Source organism: Photobacterium marinum, from assembly GCF_000331515.1.
In the GTDB taxonomy this organism is placed as follows: Bacteria; Pseudomonadota; Gammaproteobacteria; order Enterobacterales; family Vibrionaceae; genus Photobacterium; species Photobacterium marinum.
The window spans coordinates 37,786-64,089 of the sequence record NZ_AMZO01000022.1 but is presented as its reverse complement, the minus strand read 5'-3'; the positions used below and the strand labels follow the sequence as shown (position 1 = coordinate 64,089).

17 protein-coding genes and 1 tRNA gene are annotated in these 26,304 nt (G+C 44.9%); 9 read left to right on the top strand and 9 right to left on the bottom strand.

The genetic code is table 11. From position 1 onward, the window contains the following. The first annotated feature begins 1 nt into the window (after position 1). Positions 2-86 (top strand) — tRNA-Tyr (locus tag C942_RS15870). Positions 87-272: 186 nt separating this feature from the next. After that, entirely contained in the window at positions 273-1,997 is a 1,725-nt protein-coding gene (locus C942_RS15865) for a response regulator (protein WP_007467497.1), read from the top strand. 46 nt (positions 1,998-2,043) lie between these two features. On the opposite strand, the gene C942_RS15860 is transcribed toward C942_RS15865, so the two are convergent. The 3 genes from C942_RS15860 to C942_RS15850 all read right to left on the bottom strand — a co-directional run bounded on the left by C942_RS15860 (position 2,044) and on the right by C942_RS15850 (position 5,340). Then, complete coding sequence (locus tag C942_RS15860) at positions 2,044-3,003, bottom strand: glutathione S-transferase family protein (protein WP_007467494.1); 960 nt, start codon at positions 3,001-3,003, stop codon at positions 2,044-2,046. A gap of 134 nt (positions 3,004-3,137) precedes the next feature. Next, a complete protein-coding gene (locus tag C942_RS15855) occupies positions 3,138-4,205 on the bottom strand; it encodes an alanine racemase (RefSeq protein WP_232428183.1) in 1,068 nt (355 codons plus the stop codon). A 196-nt stretch (positions 4,206-4,401) separates the two neighbouring features. Then, positions 4,402-5,340 carry a LysR family transcriptional regulator gene (locus C942_RS15850; protein ID WP_007467490.1) on the bottom strand — a complete coding sequence of 313 codons (939 nt, stop codon included), beginning with the start codon at positions 5,338-5,340 and terminating at the stop codon, positions 4,402-4,404. A 203-nt stretch (positions 5,341-5,543) separates the two neighbouring features. Between C942_RS15850 and xthA the strand changes: the two genes are divergently transcribed. After that, positions 5,544-6,350, top strand: a complete 807-nt coding sequence (gene xthA / locus C942_RS15845) for an exodeoxyribonuclease III (RefSeq protein ID WP_007467488.1) — start codon at positions 5,544-5,546, stop codon at positions 6,348-6,350. Between the two features lie 61 nt (positions 6,351-6,411). On the opposite strand, the gene C942_RS15840 is transcribed toward xthA, so the two are convergent. The 6 genes from C942_RS15840 to C942_RS15815 all read right to left on the bottom strand — a co-directional run bounded on the left by C942_RS15840 (position 6,412) and on the right by C942_RS15815 (position 13,318). Then, positions 6,412-7,089, bottom strand: coding sequence for an ABC transporter permease (locus C942_RS15840; RefSeq protein ID WP_007467485.1), 678 nt, complete (start codon positions 7,087-7,089; stop codon positions 6,412-6,414). 3 nt (positions 7,090-7,092) lie between these two features. After that, positions 7,093-7,833: an ABC transporter permease gene (locus C942_RS15835; RefSeq protein WP_007467483.1), complete on the bottom strand. Its 741-nt coding sequence runs from the start codon at positions 7,831-7,833 to the stop codon at positions 7,093-7,095. A gap of 145 nt (positions 7,834-7,978) precedes the next feature. Continuing rightward, on the bottom strand, positions 7,979-8,755 hold the full coding sequence (locus C942_RS15830; protein ID WP_007467481.1) for an ABC transporter substrate-binding protein: 777 nt from the start codon (positions 8,753-8,755) through the stop codon (positions 7,979-7,981). 84 nt (positions 8,756-8,839) lie between these two features. Beyond that, positions 8,840-9,610, bottom strand: coding sequence for an ABC transporter ATP-binding protein (locus C942_RS15825; RefSeq protein ID WP_007467472.1), 771 nt, complete (start codon positions 9,608-9,610; stop codon positions 8,840-8,842). 874 nt (positions 9,611-10,484) lie between these two features. Next, entirely contained in the window at positions 10,485-11,966 is a 1,482-nt protein-coding gene (locus C942_RS15820; protein WP_007467470.1) for a YfcC family protein, read from the bottom strand. Beyond that, on the bottom strand, positions 11,963-13,318 hold the full coding sequence (locus C942_RS15815) for a M20 family metallopeptidase (RefSeq protein WP_007467468.1): 1,356 nt from the start codon (positions 13,316-13,318) through the stop codon (positions 11,963-11,965). The genes C942_RS15820 and C942_RS15815 overlap by 4 nt, the downstream gene beginning before the upstream one ends. A 673-nt stretch (positions 13,319-13,991) precedes the next feature. Here C942_RS15815 and C942_RS24425 point away from each other — a divergent pair. From C942_RS24425 to pflA, 6 genes are all read left to right on the top strand, one after another. After that, on the top strand, positions 13,992-15,941 hold the full coding sequence (locus tag C942_RS24425) for a methyl-accepting chemotaxis protein (protein WP_007467466.1): 1,950 nt from the start codon (positions 13,992-13,994) through the stop codon (positions 15,939-15,941). 314 nt (positions 15,942-16,255) lie between these two features. After that, positions 16,256-18,211, top strand: coding sequence for a methyl-accepting chemotaxis protein (locus tag C942_RS24420; RefSeq protein WP_007467463.1), 1,956 nt, complete (start codon positions 16,256-16,258; stop codon positions 18,209-18,211). Between the two features lie 180 nt (positions 18,212-18,391). After that, positions 18,392-20,131: a 30S ribosomal protein S12 methylthiotransferase accessory factor YcaO gene (gene ycaO / locus C942_RS15800; RefSeq protein ID WP_007467462.1), complete on the top strand. Its 1,740-nt coding sequence runs from the start codon at positions 18,392-18,394 to the stop codon at positions 20,129-20,131. 482 nt (positions 20,132-20,613) lie between these two features. Next, positions 20,614-22,128: a DUF3360 family protein gene (locus tag C942_RS15795; protein WP_007467461.1), complete on the top strand. Its 1,515-nt coding sequence runs from the start codon at positions 20,614-20,616 to the stop codon at positions 22,126-22,128. Positions 22,129-22,342: 214 nt separating this feature from the next. Continuing rightward, positions 22,343-24,619: a formate C-acetyltransferase gene (gene pflB / locus C942_RS15790; RefSeq protein WP_007467460.1), complete on the top strand. Its 2,277-nt coding sequence runs from the start codon at positions 22,343-22,345 to the stop codon at positions 24,617-24,619. 319 nt (positions 24,620-24,938) lie between these two features. Continuing rightward, the gene (pflA, locus tag C942_RS15785) at positions 24,939-25,682 is read left to right on the top strand and encodes a pyruvate formate lyase 1-activating protein (RefSeq protein ID WP_007467459.1); all 744 of its coding nucleotides are present in this window, start codon (positions 24,939-24,941) and stop codon (positions 25,680-25,682) included. Positions 25,683-26,304: the final 622 nt, after the last annotated feature.

Here is a 26,304-nt window from a genome sequence, read left to right as displayed (position 1 = left end):
TGGAGGGGTTCCCGAGTGGCCAAAGGGAGCAGACTGTAAATCTGCCGGCTCCGCCTTCGATGGTTCGAATCCGTCCCCCTCCACCATCATTCAAGCCAGTTGCGAAAGCAGCTGGCTTTTTTCATGCCTGATTTCTCCCTTCAACATATCTTCAGTATTTATACCTTTATTCCAAATAGTTAACTTTCGTCTCTAAAATGAGATTTCGTCTCATGATAAAAAAAACTACAATAAAACCAGATGCATATTATTTGTAAATACAAGGATGTTGAATGTCTCTTTCTTCTAATGAACAACAGGAAAATGCTGATATAAATTTCAGCAAACTCAGGTTGTTAATCGTTGATGACCAACGTTCTGCTGCCCTGATGTTATATGGCATGCTACAAAAAATCGGTCTGAAAGATATCGACATCGCACTTAGCTATCAGGATGCCATTGAGCGCAGTAAAATTAAGCATTACGACTTCCTGCTGGTTGACTACCACCTTGATAACACACTGAACGGTTTTGAGCTGCTTTGTTTGCTCCGTCGCCGTAAATATATTTCGGCAAGTTGTGGAGTGATTATGATCTCCGGCGATTCATCAACCGAAGTTATTCTGACGTCTATGGCTGTAGAGCCCGACAGCTTTATCACCAAACCTGTCACCACATCGATATTGGAGAAAAAGCTCTCAGAATCCCGAATCGCAGGTCTGCAAAGAGAGCCGATTTATAACGCTCTTAATTATCAAGGGATTCAACCTGCTATTGAGCTTTGTAAAAAGCGGCTTCTCAAACTCGGTCATGAACACCGTATTGAAGGATTATTGCTTGATTTGCTGATTGAGAATAGTGATTGGGCACAAGCAGAAAAATTCGTCAAAATCCTGAAGAAAGAAAACCCCACCCACAAAGTCAGCCTGATTGAAGCACGCATTACCCATCATAACGGAAAAACCAATGAAGCAATTGCTATGCTTGAACAGCTACTTCAACGCTCGCCGCTCAATATTGATGCTTACGATTACCTGGCTGTTTTTTTAGATCAGAATAAGCAACATTACGACGCGCTGGCAGCCGCAGAAACAGCATTACAATTTACCCCCAGCATCAGCCACCGGGCTTTGAAAGTCGCACAACTTGCCGCCAATATTGATAAAAGTGATAACGTGATTGCGGCAGGAAAAACACTTGCTGCTAGGCTACCAATCATTGATATTACCTGGCTGATCCGGTTTGCAGAATTTACCGCCATCTTCGAGCAGGTCTATTTTATTCAGTCCTACCCCAGCAGACGGAGAAAGCTTCGCCATGAACTTAGGGCTATTCATCAGCGGGCTCATTCAAGGCTGTTACCACACCAAAAACCGTTCCTCGACAGTTTTGGCCACATAACAATGGCCCGCCTTTATCTTGCCGAAGATCAACCGCTCAAAGCCAAACGTCGCTTGATGCTAGGGCTGTCGCCATACTTTGCAGAAATTAACAAGCTGCCTTCTGTACTGCTGGCAGACCTCCTCCCAACTCTTATCTGCCTTGGCGAAACCAAAATCATTGGTGAGATCAACCGCGCTTTACAATTCAGAGACAGCTTTGATGGTCACAGCCAGAACCGACTTGATGAGGTAAAGCAAAATGAAGCTATGATCCAGTCTGTCAGAAATCTGGAAACAACCTTAGGGCATAGCTATACCCTTTTAAACGAAGCTCCTCAAGATGCGCTGACACTCTACGAGCAAGTACTGATTGACTACCCATATTGTACAGAAGCTAATCTTGGCCGACTTCAGTGTCTGATCCAACTGCATATTTTCGACCACAACCTAACCCGGCAGAGTCTTCAAGCCATCTCTTCAATGCCGCTACCGGAAGACCTGGCCCAATGGCGTGATCAGCTGTTTTCTGCGATGGCAACATCGAAGACCTCTTCACCACAGCAAGCCAAAATGGCACGCCTGTATCAGCGTAAAACGACCCGATACCTGCAAATTGGTAATAACCAGGCCGCCTGACGTTGGCTGTGATCATAGTTATCAGCGATATCAGATACAGCAGCTATTAATCTCCGCGACCATGAGCAGACATCAGATCCAAGTTCGGACCGATCGGTACAACTCCGGTCGGATTAATCATCTTATGACTGAAGTAATAGTGCCGTTTGATGTGATCTAAATCGACAGTATCAGCAATCGACGGATGCTGATAAAGCTCTTTCAGGTACCCCTGTATGTTCGGGTAATCTTCAATACGCTTGAGGTTACATTTGAAATGGCCGACATAGACAGCATCAAAACGGATCAGAGTGGTAAACAGCCGCCAATCGGCTTCTGTGAGGGTATCTCCGGTCAGATAACGGCTCTCAGCTAGGTGAGCATCAAGCTTATCTAACGCGGCAAACAATTGATTGAAGGCGGTCTCATATGCCTCCTGGCTTGTCGCGAAGCCACAACGGTAGACGCCGTTATTAATATTCGGATAAATGAATTCATTCCACGCGTCTATGTCGTTTCGTAAAGCCTCCGGGTAATAGTCATCATGATTGCCAGTCAGCTCATTGAAAGCCTCATTAAACATCCGAATGATCTCAGAAGATTCATTGCTAACGATGGTATGGGTCTTTTTATCCCAAAGGACAGGAACGGTCACCCGACCACTGTAATCCGATTTAGCTTTAGTATATAGCTGATGCATAAAGCTAAAGCCATAATTTGGCTCAGACACAGAAAACTCCCAGCCATTCTCTAACATATCCGGACTAACGATAGTGACACCGATATGAGGCTCCAGACCTTTCAACTGCCGGAAAATAAGCGTTCGGTGAGCCCACGGGCAAGCCAACGAAATATAAAGATGATAACGGCCTGATTCAGCCTTAAACCCCAGCTGCCCCTGCGGGCCGCTGCTGCCATCAGCAGTCAGCCAATGGCGAAAGCCTGCATCTTCGCGAACAAATTCACCATTGCTTGAGCCTGTTTCATACCAAACATCATGCCAGACACCATTGACCAGCTTCCCCATAACAACCTCCCGGTTAATCTCAAACTTTCCATGAGTATATGAAAGGAAAACCGAGAGGTCGGCACCATGACTTTGATGGTGTTATTCGAAGTTTCTGAATGAGCAGACCATGACTACGTTCTGCCCTTTCGAGCTCAAGAGGAAAAATAGTATTGCTTAGCTACTTCTTCACTGGCCATACATTGCAATACCCCACTATAAGACAAGTAGAAACTCATCGTATCCCCTTCCTGATAGCGGCGGTTAGCATCCGTGATATCAAGGATAAGAGCATTTTTCGTCGCACCAATAACCATGATCCCGTCATCAACCGGAGTCAGTTGGCTGACATCAATGTGCTGCTTACCAATTGCGCACAATGCTCTTAATCGAACTCCACGATTATTGAAATGAAGATCATCATTACAGTGTTCAGCATTGATTGAATACACAAAAATTGATGATTTTTCTTTTACCTCAACCACTTCAGCTTTCAGCTTCATTGCTGCCTGCGGCATACCGGGAATCGCCGTATCATTAAGGCCAATCCCCATAATAAGAGAGCGCCCCAAGCGCAACTGATTCAAGCGTGGCTCATCTTTTCTCGGCATCATAAGTACAATACCGGCAATACCGGTACCGGAAATCGCTTCAAGTTTATGGTAGCTTGCCCACTCGTCATAGTCTTCATCAATGGAGAATTGTGTTTCCACGTCACCGTAACAGGCCAGGTGGCTACCAATGCCGACAAAAGTCAGCCCAGGCAAACTTAATACCAGCTCAGCCAGGGTTTCAGTATGAGAGCTGTCGAAGCCCTCTTCTTCGCCACCATCCAAATCATGCATGATGATAACTTCATGACGTTTATTCGCTTTTACAGCAGCTTGTGACAGCGCCATCAATACTTCCCGATTTGAGTGAAGGGAAATATCAGCATGATGAACAACATCATCAACTTCTGAGAGCAAAGGACGTCGCAGCAACATCTTCCTGATTGGTAAATCTTTTAACTTCATCAGGTTTCTTACCTGAGTATCACCAATCGTCGTAATACCGCCAATCATCATCGCCCGGGCAATCGGCTCTGAGCCTTCCACCAATCGGGAGATACCAACCGGAATAACCCCTTTATTATTACAAAGACGAACCAGCTTACGAGTATTCTCTTCGATCACTCCAAGGTTAATTGACAGGCAAGGTTGCTGCATATGAACTAAGACCACTAAAACACCACAATATTGGCGCGTATTTATATAGGATTAGTGTCATATTTAAATAGCTATTTTATGATATCCACTTAGCTGTTTGGTTATGTATTACATAACTATCAACACATGTATGGCGTTCAATGATTGCTTTTTACGCACAGCGTACCATTTTCACTGATTCTTTATTCAGTTACACAGCAAATTTAAGCTTCTAACTTTCTATCAATTTCTCTAGCTCTGAAACATTATTTACACCATGAGCATCAATAATTGCCGTAACTAATGCCTTTGCCGCACATGACAGATCGCATTTATCATTAATCGTCAGATAAAAGTTCGGCTTGTACTCCAGGCCATCGACAGTGTTGAGCTTCACCATTTCACCACGTTCAACCCAAATCCGAGCGTAGTGCTCGGGCAAATAACCGATAAAGTAACCGGAAAGGATCATGTGTGCCGTCGCTTCCATACTGGTGGTTTTCGACTTATACAAGTCATCGCTGGCATTACTTAGTGGCGTCACATTGTGAGCCAGTCCGCGATCCACAACCGGATGGCTAAGGATATCGTCAACAGTAGCCTTATTTTTTAGTGATAAAACAGGATGAGATGATGAACAATATAAAAATTGTTGCTCATCAAATAAATAAAAGTATTTCAGCCCGCTTTTAAAAAATTCAGGTGAGGTCACACCAATATCAATATTATTCTGTAATAAGTTTTTCTCTATTAAAGAAGTATCATATATTTTTGTATTAATATTAACTTTGGAATAAGTCCGACAAAAGGAACTGATTGCATTCTGAATATGACAATTCTTATTTGTTGCCAAATTATCAGTTAATCCTAAATTAATACTGCCACTTGAAACTGAGCGAATATCATTTATTTGATCTTGGAACTCATGAATATGGTGGAATAACTCTTTACTTATTTCATATACTTTTAAACCATCACTGGTCAGGCTGAATCCAGCTCTTCCACGTTGGCATAAAGTCATTCCTAAACGGGTTTCCAAATCACTCATTTTTTTACTAATGCTTGATTGGTGCATATTTAATTGGTACTGCGCAGCAGAAAAGCCACCGCTATCCGCAATCACCAAAAAAAGTCTTAACAGACGGATGTCAATATCATCTATTGGCTTCATTGTTATACAATTTTGGGGATGGATACGAGCCAAATTATCACATATAGGAATAGCTATAAAGCGTGATCTAGATCTCAAATACAGTAGTAATTAATGTAACCATTTAAAACATCAGCCAGCATTATTCTCTGCCAACGAAACCCATTTAATATGATAAAATCGCTCTTCCCAGTTAACAGCCTGATAATATTGGAATTAATATAATGAAAGTCATCTCCTTCAATATAAATGGCCTTCGCGCCCGCCTTCACCAACTACAGGCACTAATCGACAAACATCAACCAGATGTCATCGGTCTACAGGAAATAAAAGTCCACGATGAAGCTTTTCCACTCGAAGATATCGAGGCTATGGGTTACAAAGTCTATCACCATGGTCAAAAAGCACACTATGGTGTGGCTATGCTTTGTAAACATGAACCTATTGAAGTTCGAAAAGGCTTCCCGACCGATGAGGAAGATGCTCAGCGCCGTATGATCATGGCAACATTCGAGCAAGAGAACGGTAAAAAAGTAACAGTCCTGAACGGCTACTTCCCACAGGGCGAAAACATCAACCATGAAACCAAATTTCCGGCCAAAGAAAAATTCTATGCTGATCTGATGGCTTACCTAGATGATCACCACAATAATGAAGAAGAAGTTATTGTGATGGGTGATATCAACATCAGCCCAATTGATCTGGATATCGGTATCGGTCCGGCTAATGCTAAGCGCTGGCTGAAAACAGGTAAATGCTCGTTCCAGCCAATTGAGCGCGAATGGCTAAGTACCCTAATGAACTGGGGCTTTGTCGATACCTTCCGTCAGCTTCACCCGGAAGTTGACGACAAGTATTCATGGTTTGACTACCGCTCTAAAGGTTTTGTTGATAACCGCGGTCTGCGCATTGACGTTATCCTGGCAACACCATCACTGGCCGAACGCTGTGTAGAAGCCGGTATTGACTACGAACTGCGCGGTATTGAAAAGCCGTCCGATCATGCGCCGATCTGGTCAGTGTTCAAGTAATTCAAAGTAAAACGCCGGGGCAACACTGCTCCGGCGTTTTCTTTTACCTGTTGGAGTTACATCAACTCAATGGCCTTAAATGCCTCATCCAGTGCCCTTCCAGCTTCCTGAATCCCCACAAGATAATAAACGTCAGTGCCATATAACACAGTCCGGCAAACAGGAATGATTCAAATGGCGCGTAATAGCGCGAATTCACGATACGGGCGGCTCCGGTTAAATCAACAATGGTCACAATCCCGGCTACTGCTGACCCGTGCAGCATGAAAATGACTTCATTACTATATGCCGGTAACGCCCGGCGAAGTGAGCTTGGCAGAATAACCCGCCGGAAAGCCTGCGCGTTGCTCATACCATAAGCCTTCGCTGCTTCAATTTCTCCTTTCGGCATACTGTTAATTGAGCCTCGGATAATCTCTGCGGTATAGGCTGCCGTGTTGAGCACAAATGCCACCAAAGCGCAGAACCAGGCATCTTCCCATAATGTTCCTTGTACAGATATCAACTGACTCAGGCCGTAATAAATCAGGTACAACTGAATAAGTAGCGGCGTTCCGCGAAAGAAGTAAATAAACGCCCAAGCTGGGCCATAAACGAAGATAAAGTGGCTGTTTCTGGCAATACCAATTGGAATCGCAATCACCAGGCCAACAATCAGAGCAACAAATACCATCCATACCGTGGTATAGAAGCCTTGCAGATAAATCGTCCAGCTTTCGCCGAGAATACTAAAATCCATGATCTACCTCGTATGAATACTGAATTTGCGCTCTGCCCACTTCAACACTGACGTTGAGAGAGAGGTAAACAGAAGAAAAATGACAGCAATCGTCATATAAAAAGTAAATGGCATCTGAGTGGTACCGGCAGCCAGCGCCCCCTTACGTACCATGTCATCCAGGCCGATAATGGAAACCAAAGCCGTTGTTTTCAATAAAACCAGCCAGTTATTACCAAACCCCGGTAACGCGTGACGGATCATTTGCGGCAACAAAATACGACGAAAGGAGAGAAAGCTACTCATGCCATAAGCTTTACCGGCTTCCAATTCACCTTTATCGACAGCCATAATGGCACCACGGAAAGTTTCAGCCATATAAGCGCCAAAAATAAAGCCAATAGTAATGATCCCGGCGATAAAAGGACTGATTTCCACATAGTCCGGCAGATAAGAAGTCCACTCGTGATTTGGATCGGAAGAAGTGAAATATTCGTTGAGCCACTCATTGATCCGATACAGGCTGTCATTGAGCAACATCTGGCCACCGAAGAAAATCAACATCATCAGAACCAGATCCGGAATACCCCGGATCACTGTGGTATAGAGGGTAGCAACTGCCCTTGCCCAACGGTAAGGAGACAACTTAGCCAATGCCCCCAGCATCCCCAGGATCACAGCCAATAAAAGAGACAGCAAAGCAACCTGGAGGGTCACCCACGCCCCTTCAATCAGTGACCACTCGTATCCTTTCAAATCTATCAAGGGAAGACTCCTTTAAACTTCTCAGGTCAGAGCCGCCCCGGACACTAAGCTCTCAGGCTTATTGTCATATACTTTCCGAGTCCGGCTCTCATTTTCCCGGGGCCAACACAGACTGCAGGCCCCAACCCTTTAATACAAAAGGGCGTTACTCACCATAAACATCGTAGGCAAAGTAGCGGGAAGCAATCTCCTGATAGACTCCCTTCTCACGAAGAGATTTAATCGCGTCATCCAGCTTTTTGGTCAGATCTTTATCCTGCTTGCGGACAGCAATACCGAAACCGTCACCGAACCACTGAGGGTCCGTCAATGAAGGGCCGATAAACTCATAACCGTTACCGCCTTCTTTATTTAGCAAACCTTCTTCCAGTGCCGATGCATCACCAAGAATGGTGGCAATACGCCCGGCCTTAAGATCAAGGTAGGCATCATCGAACGAGCCGTAACGAACAATGGAAACAGAATCACCGTAATTATCAGTCAGGTACTTATCATGAGTTGTCGCACGCTGTACGCCGACTTTCACCCCTTTAAGCCCTTCCTTAGTGAACTCAATCTTGGTGCCTTTCTTTGCAACAAACTTATTTGGGATCAACGCATACTTACCGGTGAAATCGACCTTTTTCTTACGCTCATCAGTGATCGACATAGCAGCAATAATCGCATCGTATTTTCGTGCCAGCAGGGAAGGAATAATGCCATCCCAGTCCTGAGCCACAATCTTGCACTTAACCTGCAGCTCTTTACACAGGGCATTGGCCATATCGACATCAAAACCTTTCAGCTCACCGCTTGGCTCTGTCCAGCTAAACGGAGGATAGGCACCTTCAATGCCGAAACGAACGACTTTCCACTCTTTAGCCTGAACCGATGTTACTGCCAGACTTAATACGACAGCCGCGGCCAAAATCCATTTTTTCATTGTCTACTCCTGTTGTGTTTGCTGCTGCGCCTGCCTGTCCCCAAACGTTGGCCTGCGCAGTGATTGAAAACCTGATAACTGAGTTTAGTAAATAGATGAGATAAATTGCTGCAACCTTTCTGATTCAGGGTTGGTGAACAGTTTGCCAGGACATCCCTGCTCCTCTACCAATCCCTGATGCAAGAACATCACCTGGTTTGAAACATCACGAGCAAAAGCCATTTCATGAGTAACCACCAGCATGGTTCGGCCTTCCTGTGCCAGCTCCTGCATTACCCCTAACACTTCCCCGACCAACTCAGGGTCAAGCGCGGATGTCGGTTCATCGAACAGCATCACTTCCGGATCAACCGCAAGCGCACGGGCAATTGCAGCACGCTGTTGCTGTCCACCGGAAAGGTGACCCGGATAGTAATTACGACGTTCATACAGGCCAACTTTATTTAGCAGCTCTTCAGCTTTTTCTATTGCCTCTGCCCGAGGAACGCCCAGTACATGGATCGGCGCTTCAATCACATTACCCAGCACCGTCATGTGTGACCAGAGATTGAACCCCTGAAAAACCATTGCCAACCGTGAGCGAATACGTTGAACCTGCTTCTCATCAACAGGCAGGTATTCACCACGACGGTTGTTCTTCATCTTGATCAATTCACCATTAACCCAAATCTCCCCTTGGGTTGGCGTTTCCAATAAATTGATGCAACGTAGAAAGGTACTTTTACCGGAACCGGAAGAGCCGATAATTGAAATGACATCACCACGATGAGCTGTCAGCGAAATCCCCTTAAGGACTTCGTTCTGACCAAAAGATTTGTGCAGATCCTTTACATCAAGCGCCACTTGTTCTGCCATGCGCGCTAACTCCTGTTGCTCCGTGAATTCAAAATTACGCCCGTCGACAATGCATGCTGAGCCATTATTCCTGCCAGCCTGAACACTCAAATGAAGAATAGCCAGATTGTCTGCATTCCGAGCACCTTACCGAAAATATCACCACCAATAACAATTGGCAACATTTCATTAACCTAAAGCAAGGCGACAACATTAGCTAAAATACACGAATAGTTATTCACTTAGCAACAACATCACCCTTCCTGACTGCAAAAAAGAACGCCCTGCTTTGATAGTAAAAAAAACCTTTATAGCTTTTCCTTCTTTAAAAGCGGGATAATAGTGAACCTGATATCATTAACTACCACACAAACACAGATATAAATGTTGTTTTTCCTACAAATTTGCTCCCTATTCCAAACTAAAAAACAGCAAAAAAAACCAGTTATAACAACTCACAATGAGGAAAAAGAACAATTTTACATCAAATTTCAATCATCATAGCTCTGACTAACGGCGAGCAAAGAAAAAGAAACAAAAGCAGCCTGAGTGTAATAAGAAACTATAGTAGACAAGCCAATAAACACTCACCAAAGAATAAGCAACACTCTAAAATGTATTGATGTTATCAGAGGTAAAACCAACGAGCCCGACCTGAAAAAATATTCATTAAACAAAAATGAGCTTATCGTTTTTCCAGCTAGGCAAATGGCCAGAACATGACAAGCCAAGCATAAAATACGAACCGAAAGCAGGGAGATGAAGAAATGAAAAGAGGTGAACAAACACTAATCCTGACCGCTATAAGCAGCCAGAAATAGAAAGAGCGAGCAGGTTACCCCACTCGCTCTTTTTACTGTAACAAGAAAGGAGAACCAGGCCCCTTCTCTGATGATTACATCATTGCTGCTCCGGCAAACAGAATAATGACAGTTGCAACCAATACCATGATGACAAAAGGCATTACCCATTTCAGGAAGCGCTCATAAGGGATCTTAGCCAGCGCCAGACCCGCAACCAGGTGACCGGCAGTTGGCGCAAAGATATTGATCCAGCCACTAGCAGACTGGTAAGCGGTAATGATCAAGTCACGACCGATGCCAGAGAAGTCAGCCAGCGGTGCCATTAGCGGCATAGAAACTGTTGCCAGGCCGGATGTAGATGGAATGAAGAAACTCAGCACAATGTGTACAAAGTAAGTCACCACCACAAAAACACCAGATGACAGACCGGTAACCACACCTTCAGCCCAGTTCAGGATAGTATCAATAATCACACCGTTATCCATCACCACGTAGATACCACGGGCAACCGCAACAACCAGGGCAACGCCGATAAGATCTTTGGCACCTTCCATGAAGGTTTTAATGAAATCCCCCTCAGACATCCGGTTGATCACAGCAATAACAATCGCAGCGGTCAGGAATAAGGTAGACAATTCATCAAACCACCACCACAGGGTTGGAATAGCCGTAATGCCCATGTCTTCCCAAGGAATAACACCGTAGATCATCACCAGGAAAGCACCGAAGAAGACGGTCATGGTCAGCTTCTGCTTACCGGTAAATTCACCGTCATCTTCCTTAACATGAGAGAACTCATCATTAAACTCGATATCAGCCAGCACAGAATGTGATTTATCCGCTTTCACTTTCGATGCATAACGCATAACGAACCATGAAGCCATCACAACCAAAACTGCAAGCTGAATCACACGCAAGCCGATACCTTCACCGATAGGCAGCCCGGCAAAACCGGAAGCTATACCTGTCGCAAATGGGTTAACGGTAGATGCCAGAACACCGACACCGGAACCCAAAAGGATAATCCCCGCCGCAACCATACGGTCATAGCCGGCAGCAGCCATTACCGGCAGAATCACCGCCCAGAAGGCAACGGTTTCTTCCGCCATCCCGTAAGTAGAACCACCTAATGCAAACAAGGTGATAAGTACCGGGATCATCATCTGCTCACGACCATGGAACTTACGAACAATCGCCGCAACCCCGGAGTCCATCGCGCCGGTGCGCATAGTTACTGCAAGGAAACCACCGATCACCAGCACAAACAGCGCCACATCAACCGCTTTGTGGAAGCCTTTGATTGGTGCCATCAGCACATCAATCACACCCTGTGGCGAAGATTCCAGTTCCTGATACGAGCCAGGAATCGGCAACAGGCGCTCACCACCAGAATAATCCAACACTTCAGCAGCCGGGATCACCTGATCCGTACCGTTAACGATGTAGTCATATTTACCAGCCGGCATAATCCACGTCAGCAATGCCACCAGGGCAATGATGATAAACAGGATGGTATAAACCGTTGGCATCTTGAATGATTTTTTCATTTTGCCAGCCTCTGTTGCTGTCGTCATAGCTCTACTCCCTGCAATTGGTAGATCGCATTTGCATACACGTTCATTGCTTTGAGCATGTCATCAATGATCAAATACTCGTTGGGCATGTGCTCAACTTTCTCACGGCCAGGGAAAATCGCCCCGTAAGCAACACAGTTAGGGATTGCACGAGCATAAGTCGCGCCTCCCGAGGTCATAGGCTGACTTTCCATATCACCGCTTACTTCCTGATATGCGGCCATTAATGTCTGAATAACCGGGCTTTCTGCTGGCATATACAGAGATGGCAACACATCAAACTCTTCATACCTGAGGTCATACTGCTCGCAAACCGCCAGGATATCGTTATCAAAATCTTCTTTACTGAAAGTTACCGGCACCCGGATATCGATACCGAGCTTACTGCTCTGTTCATTAATATTGAGCTGGGCAACGTTAAATGTCAGGCGACCGCTGACATCTTCTACCGGGCCGAAAATCTCTCTGGCATTGGCATCTTCACCAACCTGCTCAGCAACAAAGTGAACCGCAGGATGGGTAACGCCAAGCTCACTCAGAGCAATACACAAGCGAGAAATCGCATTAACGCCCTTGATGTCCGCAGCCGCAGAGTGTGCCGCCTTACCGAAAACAGTTACCTCGGCATCTTCAGCAGTAAAATCAAAACCAAGTTCATCAAGTTTGGCAACCAGCTCTTCCCATAGCGGACCTTCATACTTCGCCAGTTCAGGCACAGCGTTTAATGCGCCGCCACAATCCAACTGCACTTCTGCGTCACCCGGTCCGTGAACCCAGGACTGGATCAGCATTTTTTCTGCGTGGATTAACGGGAAAGAAGCATCTGGTGTGAAACCGCACTGAGGTACTTCTTCTTTTTCCAGATAGCGATCGATACAGCGCCACAGGGTTTCTTCGTCTGTACCGAAGATAAAACGAATTCGCTTGTTCAGGGTAACGCCGCTGTCAATCAGGGCTTTAACCGCAAAGATAGCGGCCAGTGTCGGGCCTTTATCATCCTGGGTACCACGACCATATAATTTTCCGTCGCGGATCTCTGGTACAAATGGTTCAGAATCCCAGGCAGAAAGTTCACCTGTTGGTACAACATCCAAATGGCCAAGCACACCAATCATCTGCTCACCATCACCAATTTCGGCGTAACCGTAATAACCGTCACTGTCTTTAAAAACGGAAAAACCCATTTCCTGACAAAGGTTCAGTGTTTCCGTCAGACAATCATCAATCGGCTGCCCAAACGGCCTGTCGGTATCGTCTTCCTGGTAAACACTCGGTATCGCCACTAAACGCTTCACTGCGGCAATATAGTCATCACGCATTGCGTTTATCTTTGATGCTATTGTTGCTTTCATCGTATCCCTCTTATCACCATCCGGCTTAGACTGATTTTTATTACTAATTCAGGCTAAACTGATGAATAGTTATGAACTGACAGAATAAACACCTAACGGCATCTCATCCGACCAATTCATTCTGCTATAACGCAACAATTTTAACTGTGACAACTTTCACTTGGTGTTATATCAAGGTGGGATGGCGGTCAAAAACTCAATAATAATTATCAAGTTGTCACCAAACCTTAATCTTTGCACAAATGGCATATAGCCAAATCATATAACACAAAGAAAAGTAAAAAAGCGCAGTGAAGATAGCTTTAATTAAATTAGGAATATTTCCTAGAAAAAGGTGAGAATTAAAATCAGTCAACAGTAAATCCAAGTAGCTATGAAACAAATTAAATAAAGAAAAAGAGAAGGAGAAAATACAATTAATATATAAAGATCAGGCTTATTTGTATTTATGAAAAAGTATTTTTATATATTTCTGTATGATCTATTTTTTTCATTTTATTTTTACCACCAAATAAGAAATTGCGCCCTTTATCCTCTATTAAGTTTTATTGATTGAACATATAATACCCACCACGAACAGATTATGTGTGACGGATATGTTCAATATATGCAATCACACTAATTACTATAAAAAGCCACCTTCGTTCTTGCGCCATAAATAACGTTAAAAGTCATGCTAAATACAATAAAGAATCTACCACTACGAATATTACTTTCGTTATCATCAGCTTTTGCTGTGCTGTGTTTCATTATTACGATTGTCATCAGCCAGAACCTGATTTCAGAGGTTGAAGATAATACCGACGTAGTTAATGATTTCATTGAATTTAACAGTGTAATGAAACTATTCCAGGACTTGCAGGATGTAAGCCGGATGAAATCTATTTATGCACTGGGTTTTTATGACCGTATGGACGAAATGGTCAGCATCAATAAAGAGAACCTGGCAAATATCCAGCGCAGCTTTGACAAGTTAATGCATTCTGATAATTACGCAGTGACTCCGGAAGTAAAGCGATCTCTGGAAACATTTGTCAGTAATTACAAGCAGTACGTAAAAGCCTCTGAAGAGATGCGCAGCCAGCGCCAGCAAATCAGAACGATTTATGATGCCACCAGCTGGATCACCACCGATCTGAAAAATGCTGATTTGCAGGTGACAGAAAAACGCAGCGAAGAAGAACGAGAGCCGTGGAATAAAGAAATTGCACAAATGGCAGATACTACCGGCCTGATGCTTTACCACATTGCAGTTGGTGTAAAAGGTCAAAGCCAGGAAGATACCAAAATCACTCTGGAACACACCCAGTCTCTGCTTAAACAGCTAGCTCCTTTTACCAACTGGCCAGAAAGTAAAGAACTGGTACAAAACTCACGCATGTGGGAGCAGCAAATCAAACAAATTATTGAGCTGCAAAACGAAAAAAGCCAGACAGTTAAACACATGATTGATTTAGGTAATATCAATACCGAAATCATCACTAAGCTATCACAGGCTTCAAATAGCAAAACGGCTGAACTGTCTGAGACAACCACAGATCTACTTGAATCTGTTAACAGCACTCAGCTAATCGCGACTCTGATTGCAACTGTATTGGCATTGTCTATCAGTATCCTGCTCTCCAATGCGATCAGCGATATCATGAACACCTTATACCAGACCGTTAAAAATATGGCAGAAGGTAAACTTGATGTTCGCTCAAACATCAAAGGCAATAATGAAATCGGCCTGCTTGGCTCAAGTCTTGATGAAGCCATTGAAGAGCTGGGACAAACCATTCGCGCTCTTCGTGGTGTCGGTGACGAAGTGGCCGCATCGTCAACAGAGCTGGCGGCGGTGATGACCCAAAGCGAAGTCAATGGTCGTGAACAGCAACAGCAGGTGGAACTGATCACCACAGCAGTCACTGAGCTTTCTGCAGCCGCCAGCCAAGTTGACGGTTATGCCAAAGCGGCTGACGAAAATGCCCAACAGGCACTGGCAATGGGCGCTGAAAGCACTACGATTGCCCAGCACTCACGTCAGCTAACCCAAGAACTGGCCGATCAACTGAATGAAACATCAAGCCAGGTAATTGACCTGAACGAGCAAAGCATCAAGATCAGTGAAGTCATTACTGTAATTGACAGCATTTCAGAGCAGACAAACCTGCTGGCGCTGAATGCGGCGATTGAAGCAGCACGTGCCGGTGAAAGCGGTCGCGGCTTTGCGGTTGTTGCTGATGAAGTTCGTGTACTGGCAGCCAAAACTCAGGATTCAACTCAGCAGATCCAGACGATCATTGAGCAGCTGCAGCATAAATCTTCAGCCGTGGTTGATGCAGTAAACAACAGCCTTGAGAAAGTAAACAGCAACTACGAGATTGCAGAGCAAACCACGGTCCAGATCGAGTCGATATCTCAGGCTCTGGAGCAAATCAGTCAGGTTAATGGCGATGTTACCGCTTCAGTGGAAGAACAAAGCAGGGCTATCGTTGATATCACTCAGAACATCAACAATATCAACGATATTATCAGCCAGAATGTAGCTGGTATCAGTCAGAGTGCCGAGGCCAGCAGCCACCTGTCTCAGCTGGCAGAAGACCAGAAAAATCGCCTGGGTGAATTCCAGGTCGGCCAATAACCCCCATATTTTATTAAAAGGAAGTGGCAGCAATGTCACTTCCTTTTCTTATACCCTCATCAAATACCCTCTCATCCGACGAACCTTTCACCACCTTCTGCCATTTCGGCCGGGTCTTCATCTAACTGCCGAATAATTCATCACACAAATGCAAGCTAATGTATTTACAAAGCATATATATGGCAATAGACTACTGCCACCTCGGATTAATATAAAACAAAATACATTACAACCCGTTTAATATACCCCTCCCGAATACCTGATGCCCGCAAAGCATCTTTCGTGCATTCACACAGAATTAAGCTGCGACATTCATGTTAAATACAATCAAAAATATACCATTACGCATCCTGCTTTCACTTTCTTCGGCCTTTGCCATCTTGTGTTTCATCATCACTATCTTCATCAGCCAAAACCTGCTTAATGAAGTAGAAAGTAATACTCAGAAAGTGAATGACTACATCGTTTTCAACAGCCAGATAAACAGCTTCCAGAACCTATTCGATGCCAGCCGCATGAAAGGCATTTATGCACTTGGCTTCTACCAGCATCTTGATGCCATGGTACAAACCAATAACAACAACCTAACTGCAATAAAAAACGAATTCAGCCAGCTACGTACCAATGGCAACCAGGCACTGACACCCGAACTTTCCCGTTCACTGGAACAGTTCATTGAGAACTTCCAACAATACACAGCTGATTCAGAACAGTTACGCCAGCAACGCCGTGAAATTCGCAAAATCTATGATGAGACCAGTTGGATTTCTACTGTACTAAACGAAGCTGATGTTCGGGTTACCCGCAACAGAAGTGCTGCTGATCTTGCAAAGTGGAATAAAGACATTGCCCAGATGTCTGACATTGCAGGCCTGATGCTCTACAACATTGCTGAAGGAGTAAAAGATCAAAATAAAGAATCAACCCAAAATGCCCTGAAGCATACCCGCGATATGCTTAAGCTGGTAAAACCATTCGCGCAATGGCCAGAGACCAAAGTACTGTATACCGATGTACAAATCTGGGAACAGCAACTGCTGACAATCATTCGCCTTCAGCATGAAAAAGACAGCACCGTCAAGCACATGATCGATCTGGCAAATAAAAATACCAGACTGATCAATATGCTGGCCGAGCAATCTCGCGTTGCCACAGAAGAACTGTCAGAAACCTCGACATCTCTGCTGAGCTCAGTAACAACCAGTCAGATGACAGCCAGCGCAATTGCTGTTGTCCTGTCGATCACCATCAGCCTATTGCTGGCCAATGCTATCAATCAAATCCTGCGCACCCTTTATCTTGCTGTGCGCGACCTTGCGGATGGAAAGATGGATAAAACAACCGGCATCAGTGGTAACAATGAAATCGGTATGCTGGGTGCCAGCCTGGATAATGCTATTACCCAGTTGGGCCACACAATCCGTGCTCTGCGTAGCGTTAGTGATGAAGTAGCAGCATCATCTACTGAACTGGCTGCAGTTATGACTCAAAGTGAAGTTAACGGCCGTGATCAGCAACAACAAGTTGAACAGATTGCCACTGCAGTTACTCAGCTCTCTTCGGCGGCAACCCAAGTAGATGGCTATGCCAAAACAGCCGATGAAAGTGCTCAACAGGCACTGGCACTAGGCGCAGAAAGTACCGCTATTGCCCAGCAGGCGCGCGTACTGACTCAGGAACTAACTGAGCAACTGAACGATACCTCTGGCCAGGTGACGGAACTGAATGAGCAGAGCATCCGGATTAGTGAAGTTATCACTGTTATCGACAGTATCTCAGAGCAAACCAACCTGCTCGCACTGAATGCCGCCATCGAAGCGGCACGTGCCGGTGCCAGCGGACGCGGTTTTGCCGTAGTTGCTGATGAAGTTCGAGTTCTGGCGGCTAAAACTCAGGATTCAACCCAGCAAATCCAGTCCATTATCGAGCAGCTGCAACAAAAATCAGCAGCTGTTGTTGATGCTGTCAACAACAGTCTGGACAAGGTCAACAGTAATAATGAGATCACTGAGCAGACAAACCGCCAGATAGAGTCAATCAGCCAAGCGCTGGAACAGATCAGCCACGTTAACGGTGATGTCACTACTTCTGTCGACGAACAGAGCCGAGCTATTGTTGAGATCACTGAGAGCATCAACAATATCAACGACATTATTAACCAAAACGTAGCAGGCATCAGCCAAACAGCCGAAGCCAGCAATCACCTGTCGCGACTTGCAGAAGACCAGAAAAAACGCCTGGGTGAGTTCCAGGTTGCAAAGCACTCGTAATATAAAGAGGGAGTGGTGCTGAAGCCACTCCTCCTTCTCTTCTTCATTACTCTCTTAGTTGTTCCCTCTTTTATTTACCCTCACTTTTAATTTCCAAAAAACTGGTTCTGTCCACTCTTAGGCTTAAGCGAACGAATTAGGTATACTGCGCGCCCCCCAAGATTCCTGACGAAATCGCTAATGAAAACATTTATTCCAGGTAAAGACGCCGCACTTGAGGAAACAATCGAACGTTTCCAGAGCCAACTGAAAAAACAAGGCTTTAATATTGAAGAAGCTTCATGGCAGAACCCGGTAGCCAATGTCTGGTCTGTCGAAATCCGCGACGTCGACGCACCGATGAATTTCACCAGTGGTAAAGGCTCCAGTGAAAAAGCTGCGTTAGCTTCAGCTCTGAGTAAATTCTTTGAGCGCCTGTCGAATAATGACTTCTATACCGACTACTACCTAGGGAATGACATTGCTGAAAGCGAATTCGTCCACTACCCGAACGAAAAGTGGTTCCCAGTCAGCCTTGAAGAAAACCTGCCACCGGAAGAGATCCTCGATGAACGTCTGACTCAGTTCTACGATCCCACCATGGAACTACTGGGTACTGATCTGATCGATTTGCAATCAAGCAATATGGAACGCGGAATATGCTGCCTACCGTTCGAACGTCAGAGCGACAAAGAAACAACGTATATCCCGATGAACATCATCAGTAACCTGTATGAATCTAACGGCATCGCGGCTGGCAATACAAAAGCAGGAGCCCGCATTCAGGGACTCGCGGAAATTTGCGAACATGCCATCAGAAACCGCATTATCACAGAGCACATCAGACTACCGGAAATCCCGACGCAAGTTCTGAATCGCTTCCCTGGCATTCAAGAGTCAATCAGCGCCCTGAAAGCAGAAGGGTTTCCTATTTATTGTTACGATGCCTCGCTGGGTGGTAAATACCCAGTGATCTGCGTGATACAGTTAAACCAACAGAGCAATAGCTGCTTAGCATCATTTAGCGCTCACCCTCGCTTCGAGGTTGCACTAGAGCGTAGTGTTACCAAACTACTTCAGGGACGTGGACTGAAAGACCTTGATGTATTCCCTAAAGCGCCATTTGATAATGAAGAAGCTCACTTCATCAACTCATCGGTTCTGGTGTCATGGGATCTTTTCAAAGAAAAAGAAGAAACCGACTACAAATTTGTTGACTGGAACTTCAGCGGTACGTCAAAAGAAGAATTCAACCACCTGATGGCTATCTTTGAGCAAGAAAATACTGACGTCTATATTGCTGACTATGACTTCCTGGGGGTTGACTGTTGCCGCATCATCGTACCGGGCTGGTCTGAAATTTATCCAGTAGAAAAACTGATCGAAGCCAACAATAACGTTGCTCTGGAACTGCGTGAAACCCTATTAGCACTACCGACAACAGAATGGGACAGCGAGCAATATGCCGAAATGTATTGCATTCTGGAAGAAGAGCGCCTGGATGATAGAAATTACCTTTCTGAACTCATCGGCTTAGTACCTAAAGCGGATAGTGCCTGGCAAACCCTGTGTATCGGCGAGCTAAAGTGTCTGCTGGCACTGGCTGGCGGTGATCTTGAGCTAGCTCTGGAATATGCGAACTGGAGTATCGAGTATAACGCTTCATCATACAGCCCGGAACGTACCCACTTTTTCCACTGCCTAATCGCCAGCCTGGCATTTGCTCTTGATGAAGAACGCGATCCGGCTCAGTGCAAAGCTGAATTTGAACGCCTGTACGGTAAAGATACCGTAACAGCAGCATGGGGCTCAATTGAGGGTACAGTTCGCTTTTATGGCCTGACCGGTGGTGACCTGAGTATGGCTCAGTTCCCGGCCCATCAGCAGTTGCTAGCTTCTTACCAGAAGCTACAGAAAGCCAAAGCGGCTAGTGAAATGTAGGTTTTTTACAACTTTTAGCTATATAGACTTGTGCCGGTAGTTTTCTATCGGCATTTTTATTCATCTATGCTCATAATGAATTGTTTAAAAATAAAACAACTAATAGTGACAACAGCATTTCACCAGTTGTAAACCATGATGCATGCGCTACAATGGTAAAATCCATTATAAAATAATAACTTAAACCAATAAAAACCTATTCAAAGTGTATTCACAAGTACTATTTTGTTATGAAATTTACGACATTTTTCATAATTTTTAGTCTTTCCACTCAATTTTTGTTGGTTTTTTTCTTATAATATTTTAGTCGTAGTGATCGAGATCAATTCCATTTTAGTATTCTGACGGTACACTTCGGATAAAATTTGGTGAAATTTAATTACACTCATCGGCGCGCAATTCAGATTGTCCAATTTTTGAGTGGCAAGCTACATTACAGAAACCAAAGACAAGAATTATTTTAAACGTAGAACGAGGCAATTATGTCATCTGAAGAAAGAAGTTATCAGGAGCTGCACCGCCCTGCATCTGACTTCTCAACGCGATCGGAATATCTCGATCATGAACTGAAAATTATGAAGCCACGCCGCTTCGGCCTTAACCTGCCTGGTCGTGACTTCCGTTTCGAGCTTGAAGATTTGGTACCAGCACTGGCAGGTACTATCGGTATTATCGCAATGTACTCTGCGGTAATGATGTCTTGGGCTGACGGCCTGACTCAAGCTTGGGATCACATCAACCTTGGTAAAGAATTCGCAATCGAAGTTGCACGTGTTGAAATGCTGCTTCCTGCGCTTCTTTTCTGTGTATTAGCATCCGGATTCATCAATCCTCGCGCCAACCTGGCTGGTAACCACGGTCCAATGATTCCATTGATCGGTTCTATCGCCCTGGCCGGTGCCCACCCTCTTGCTCTAGCCATCCTTCTTGGTGTATTCGGTCTTCTGCTAAGTTACTTCAAAGGCGGTTCTAAACTGGTAAACCTGACCTCTGAAGGTACAGCCGGTGGTCTGCTTATCTTCCTGGGCTTTACCGGTACCATGAGCCAGATCGGTTCAATCCAGTCTTGGGCTACAGGTCTTCAGTCTGCTGATGTTGCTGCTGGCAGCATGGGCTACGTTGGTCTGATCGTACTGGCTGTAAACATTATTCTTTATGCTTACCTGGCGCGTATTAACAAACGCTGGCTAGCGATCCCTGCTTGTGCTATCACAGGCCTGATCGTTGCCCTGGTTCTAGGCGCCGGTTTCGACCTTAAGTTCGAAACAGAAATGGGCCTGCCTAACCTGAACCCTGTTTACTGGTGGGGTAGCACAGAAGAAGGTTGGATGCTTGGTCTGCCTAACCTGCAGCACTTCATCGCATCTCTACCTTTCGCAATCCTGGCTGTAGCAATGTGGTCTCCAGACTTCCTTGGTCACCGTATCTTCCAGGAACTGAACTACCCTAAAGGCACTGATAAAGTACTGATGGACGTTGATGACACTATGACTATGTGTTCTATCCGTCAGATGGTAGGTACTGCTCTGGGTGGTGGTAACATCACTTCATCTTGGGGTACTTACATGATCCCTGCAGCTATCGCGAAGCGTCCAATTCCAGCTGGCGCGATCGTTCTTGGCTGTCTGGTAATGTTCATTGCTATCCTTGGCTTCCCAATGGACGTAGCAGTATGGCCACCAGTAATGCGTATTGCTCTGCTGGTTGGTGTATTCCTGCCACTTCTGGAAGCTGGTGTTCAGATGGTTAAAGACACTAAAGATTCACAGTCTGCGGGTATCTGTATCTTCGCATCTGCTGTTGTTAACCCGGTTCTGGCATGGGCTCTGACTATGCTACTGGACAACAACGGTCTGATCGGTGACAAAGAGCGCGCAACTAAGCTGTCTTTCGCTGACAAGGTAATCATCCCTGGTGGTGTACTGATTATCTGTCTGATTGCGATGCTGGCAGTTGGTATGCTTGAAGGCCAATACGGCATTCCAGCGTTACTATAATCAAAGCTGGGGCAGTAGATGATGCTGCCCCAACTTAGTATTAGTGCAAGTTTCTAGCACTAATACGAATAATGAAATCATAAACAATCTGAAACCTATGATTTGATTATCCGTATTATTGTTAATAAAAGTGTACTGTCCACCACCCTCCGGTGGTGAAGAACTGTCAAAGTTCAACAGTACGTGTTTTTTCTACTAAAAAGGTAGGTATGTCATGGCAGAGCAATTTGCTAAAGCTTGGGAAGGTTTTGCGGCAGGTGACTGGCAAAACGAAGTTAACGTACGCGACTTCATCCAGAAGAACTACGCTCCGTATGAAGGCGACGAATCTTTCCTAGTATCTGAAGGTACTGAAGCGACTAAATCGCTATGGGCTCAGGTAATGGAAGGTATCAAGCAGGAAAACAGCACTCACGCTCCTGTAGATTTCGATACTTCTGTTATCTCTACCATCACTGCGCATGATGCAGGCTACATCAACAAAGATCTAGAGACTATCGTTGGTCTTCAGACTGAAAAACCACTTAAGCGTGCGATCATCCCTAACGGTGGTATCCGCATGGTTGAGGGTTCTTGCAAAGCGTACGATCGCGAACTAGATCCTCAAGTTAAGAAAATCTTCACTGAATACCGTAAGACTCACAACCAAGGCGTTTTCGATATCTACACTCCAGATATCATGAAGTGTCGTAAGTCTGGTGTTCTGACTGGTCTTCCAGATGCATACGGCCGTGGTCGTATCATCGGTGACTACCGTCGTGTTGCTCTGTACGGTATCGACTACCTGATGAAGGACAAGTTCGCTCAGTTCACTTCTCTTCAAGAGAAATTCGAGAACGGCGAAGACCTACAGGCTACTATGCAGCTACGCGAAGAAATCGCTGAGCAGCACCGTGCTCTAGGCCAGATCAAAGAGATGGCTGCTAAGTACGGTTGTGACATCTCTCGTCCAGCTGAAACTTCACAAGAAGCAATCCAGTGGACTTACTTCGGTTACCTGGCTGCTGTTAAGTCTCAGAACGGTGCAGCTATGTCTCTGGGTCGTACTTCTACGTTCCTAGACGTATACATCCAGCGTGATATCGAAGCAGGTAAGATCACTGAAGAACAAGCTCAGGAAATGATCGACCACTTCGTAATGAAACTACGTATGGTTCGCTTCCTACGTACTCCTGAGTACGATGAGCTGTTCTCTGGCGACCCAATCTGGGCAACAGAATCTATGGGTGGTATGGGTCTTGACGGTCGTACGCTGGTAACACGTACTAACTTCCGTTTCCTAAACAGCCTGTACACTATGGGTCCTTCTCCAGAGCCGAACATCACTGTTCTATGGTCTGAGAAGCTACCTGAAGGCTTCAAGAAGTTCTGTGCGAAAGTATCTATCGATACTTCTTCTATCCAGTACGAAAACGACGACCTAATGCGTCCAGACATGGAGTCTGATGACTACGCAATCGCATGTTGTGTATCTCCAATGGTTGTTGGTAAGCAAATGCAGTTCTTCGGTGCTCGTGCTAACCTAGCTAAAACAATGCTTTACACCATCAACGGTGGTGTGGATGAGAAGCTGAAGATCCAGGTTGGTCCTGAAATGGACAAGATGACTGACGAAGTTCTGAACTATGACGACCTAATGGATCGCATGGATCACTTCATGGATTGGCTGGCTAAACAGTACGTTACTGCACTGAACAGCATCCACTTCATGCACGACAAGTACAGCTACGAAGCATCTCTAATGGCTCTTCACGACCGTGATGTTAAGCGTACTATGGCTTGTGGTATCGCTGGTCTATCTGTTGCTGCTGACTCACTGTCTGCAATCAAATACGCAACTGTTAAACCAGTTCGTGACGAAGACGGCATCGCGATCGATTTCGAAATCGAAGGCGATTACCCTAAATTCGGTAACAACGACCCACGCGTTGATGACATCGCTTGTGAACTTGTTACTACGTTCATGAACAAGATCCGTAAGCTTAACACTTACCGTGATGCAATCCCTACTCAGTCTATCCTGACTATCACTTCTAACGTGGTATACGGTAAGAAGACTGGTACTACTCCAGACGGTCGTAAAGCTGGTGCTCCATTTGCTCCAGGTGCTAACCCAATGCACGGTCGTGACGAGAAGGGTGCGGTAGCATCTCTGACTTCTGTAGGTAAACTACCATTCGCTGACGCGAAAGATGGTATCTCTTACACTTTCTCTATCGTTCCTAACGCGCTAGGTAAAGAAGTTGAGACTCAGAAAGCTAACCTTGCTGGCCTGATGGATGGTTACTTCCACCACGAAGCTGGCATCGAAGGCGGTCAGCACCTGAACGTTAACGTTCTTAACCGCGAAACTCTAGAAGACGCAGTTAAGCACCCAGAGAACTACCCACAGCTAACTATCCGTGTATCTGGTTACGCTGTACGCTTCAACTCTCTGACTCCAGAGCAGCAGCGTGACGTAATTTCTCGTACTTTCACTGCATCTCTATAATTGAGACTTCAGTGTAAGTAAGCTAGCCGCTAGCGATAGTAACTAGCTGACAAACAGAAAAGCCGGTCTCTGACCGGCTTTTTTTATATTTTGACCCACACTCTTTGTGCCAAGCGACCTGATTTTGCAGCTTGAACAACAAACCAGACAGCTATAATCATGGAAAGTAGCAGAGCAAAAAGAAACAGGCTGAGACGCAAACGCTTCCACATAAAAAATGTAGAACTATTACAGTTTTGACTCTTTTTTCGCTATTTAAGCCAGACATTTTGTAATAAAATAACAATATAAAACACGCCCCACGCGGAGAAGTAAAGCAATGTCTGTAAAAGGCCGTATTCACTCTTTTGAATCCTGCGGTACCGTGGATGGACCCGGCATCCGTTTCATCGTTTTTTTGCAAGGCTGCCTGATGCGTTGTCAGTACTGTCACAACCGTGATACCTGGGACCTGCATGACGGACGAGAAATCACCGTTGATGAACTGATCAAAGAAGCCGGTGCCTATCGTCACTTTATGAACGCCTCCGGTGGTGGTGTTACTGCATCTGGCGGTGAAGCCATGCTACAGCCTGAATTTGTCCGCGACTTCTTCCGTGCGGCACAGGCGCAAGGAATCCATACCTGTCTTGATACCAATGGCTACATTCGCAAACATACGGATGTTGTTGACGAAGTGCTAGACAGCACTGATCTGGTCATGCTGGACCTGAAACAGCTTGATGATTCCGTTCACCAACAACTGGTTGGCGTACCTAACAAGCGCGTTTTGGACTTTGCCCGCTACCTTCACAAACGTGACCAGAAGACCTGGATCCGTTATGTTATCGTTCCGGGTTTCACCGACGATGAAAAATCTGCTCATCTATTGGGTGATTTCATCAAGGACATGGATAACATTGAAAAAGTTGAGCTGCTGCCCTACCACCAGCTTGGCGAACACAAGTGGGAAGCCATGGGCTATGATTACCCTCTTACCGGCGTAAAACCACCACCAAAAGAAACCATGGAAAAAATCAAAGGCATTATCAGCGAATACACTTCTGCTAAAGTAATGTATTAATTCCAGATCAAATCGATTCATTTTAAAAAGGAGAGCTCATCGCTCTCCTTTTTGTTTTTCTTCAGATTTACCTGACAATTTTGCTATCCGGCTTTTCACCACTAGGTTTTCTGGGCGACCTCAACCTAAATATGGATATAAATGCATATAAGGTTTATTGCACTAGTGAATAAGTAATACTGATAGTTAAACCTACTTTATTCAAAGTTTCCTATATCGCAAAAACGCCTTTAAAGCGCCTTAATAACAAGCATTCAGCACAAATAAAAAGCCAGCCAGTATCAATTCTTCTATTTTTAATAAGAAAACTTGATTATTTGTCTAAATAACCAACAAAAACCACCTACTCAACTACGATCAATGCACATACTTACATATCAATTTCACTAAAAATAGTTATCATGAAAACTGATGCAAATTAGCATTCGGTTCAGCATAAGAAATCATGTTATTTTTTCCTTTACGGAAAAACAAACAACTAAATATGTGTTCTTGGTCATCATTAAGGTCAATTTTAAGCCTTTATGGCTTCATGAGATCACACTTTATAAGTAAGAACCGATCGTTATGCCCTTGGTTTTATATTTATATAATTTGTAATGTACATCAATTTTTCTGATGC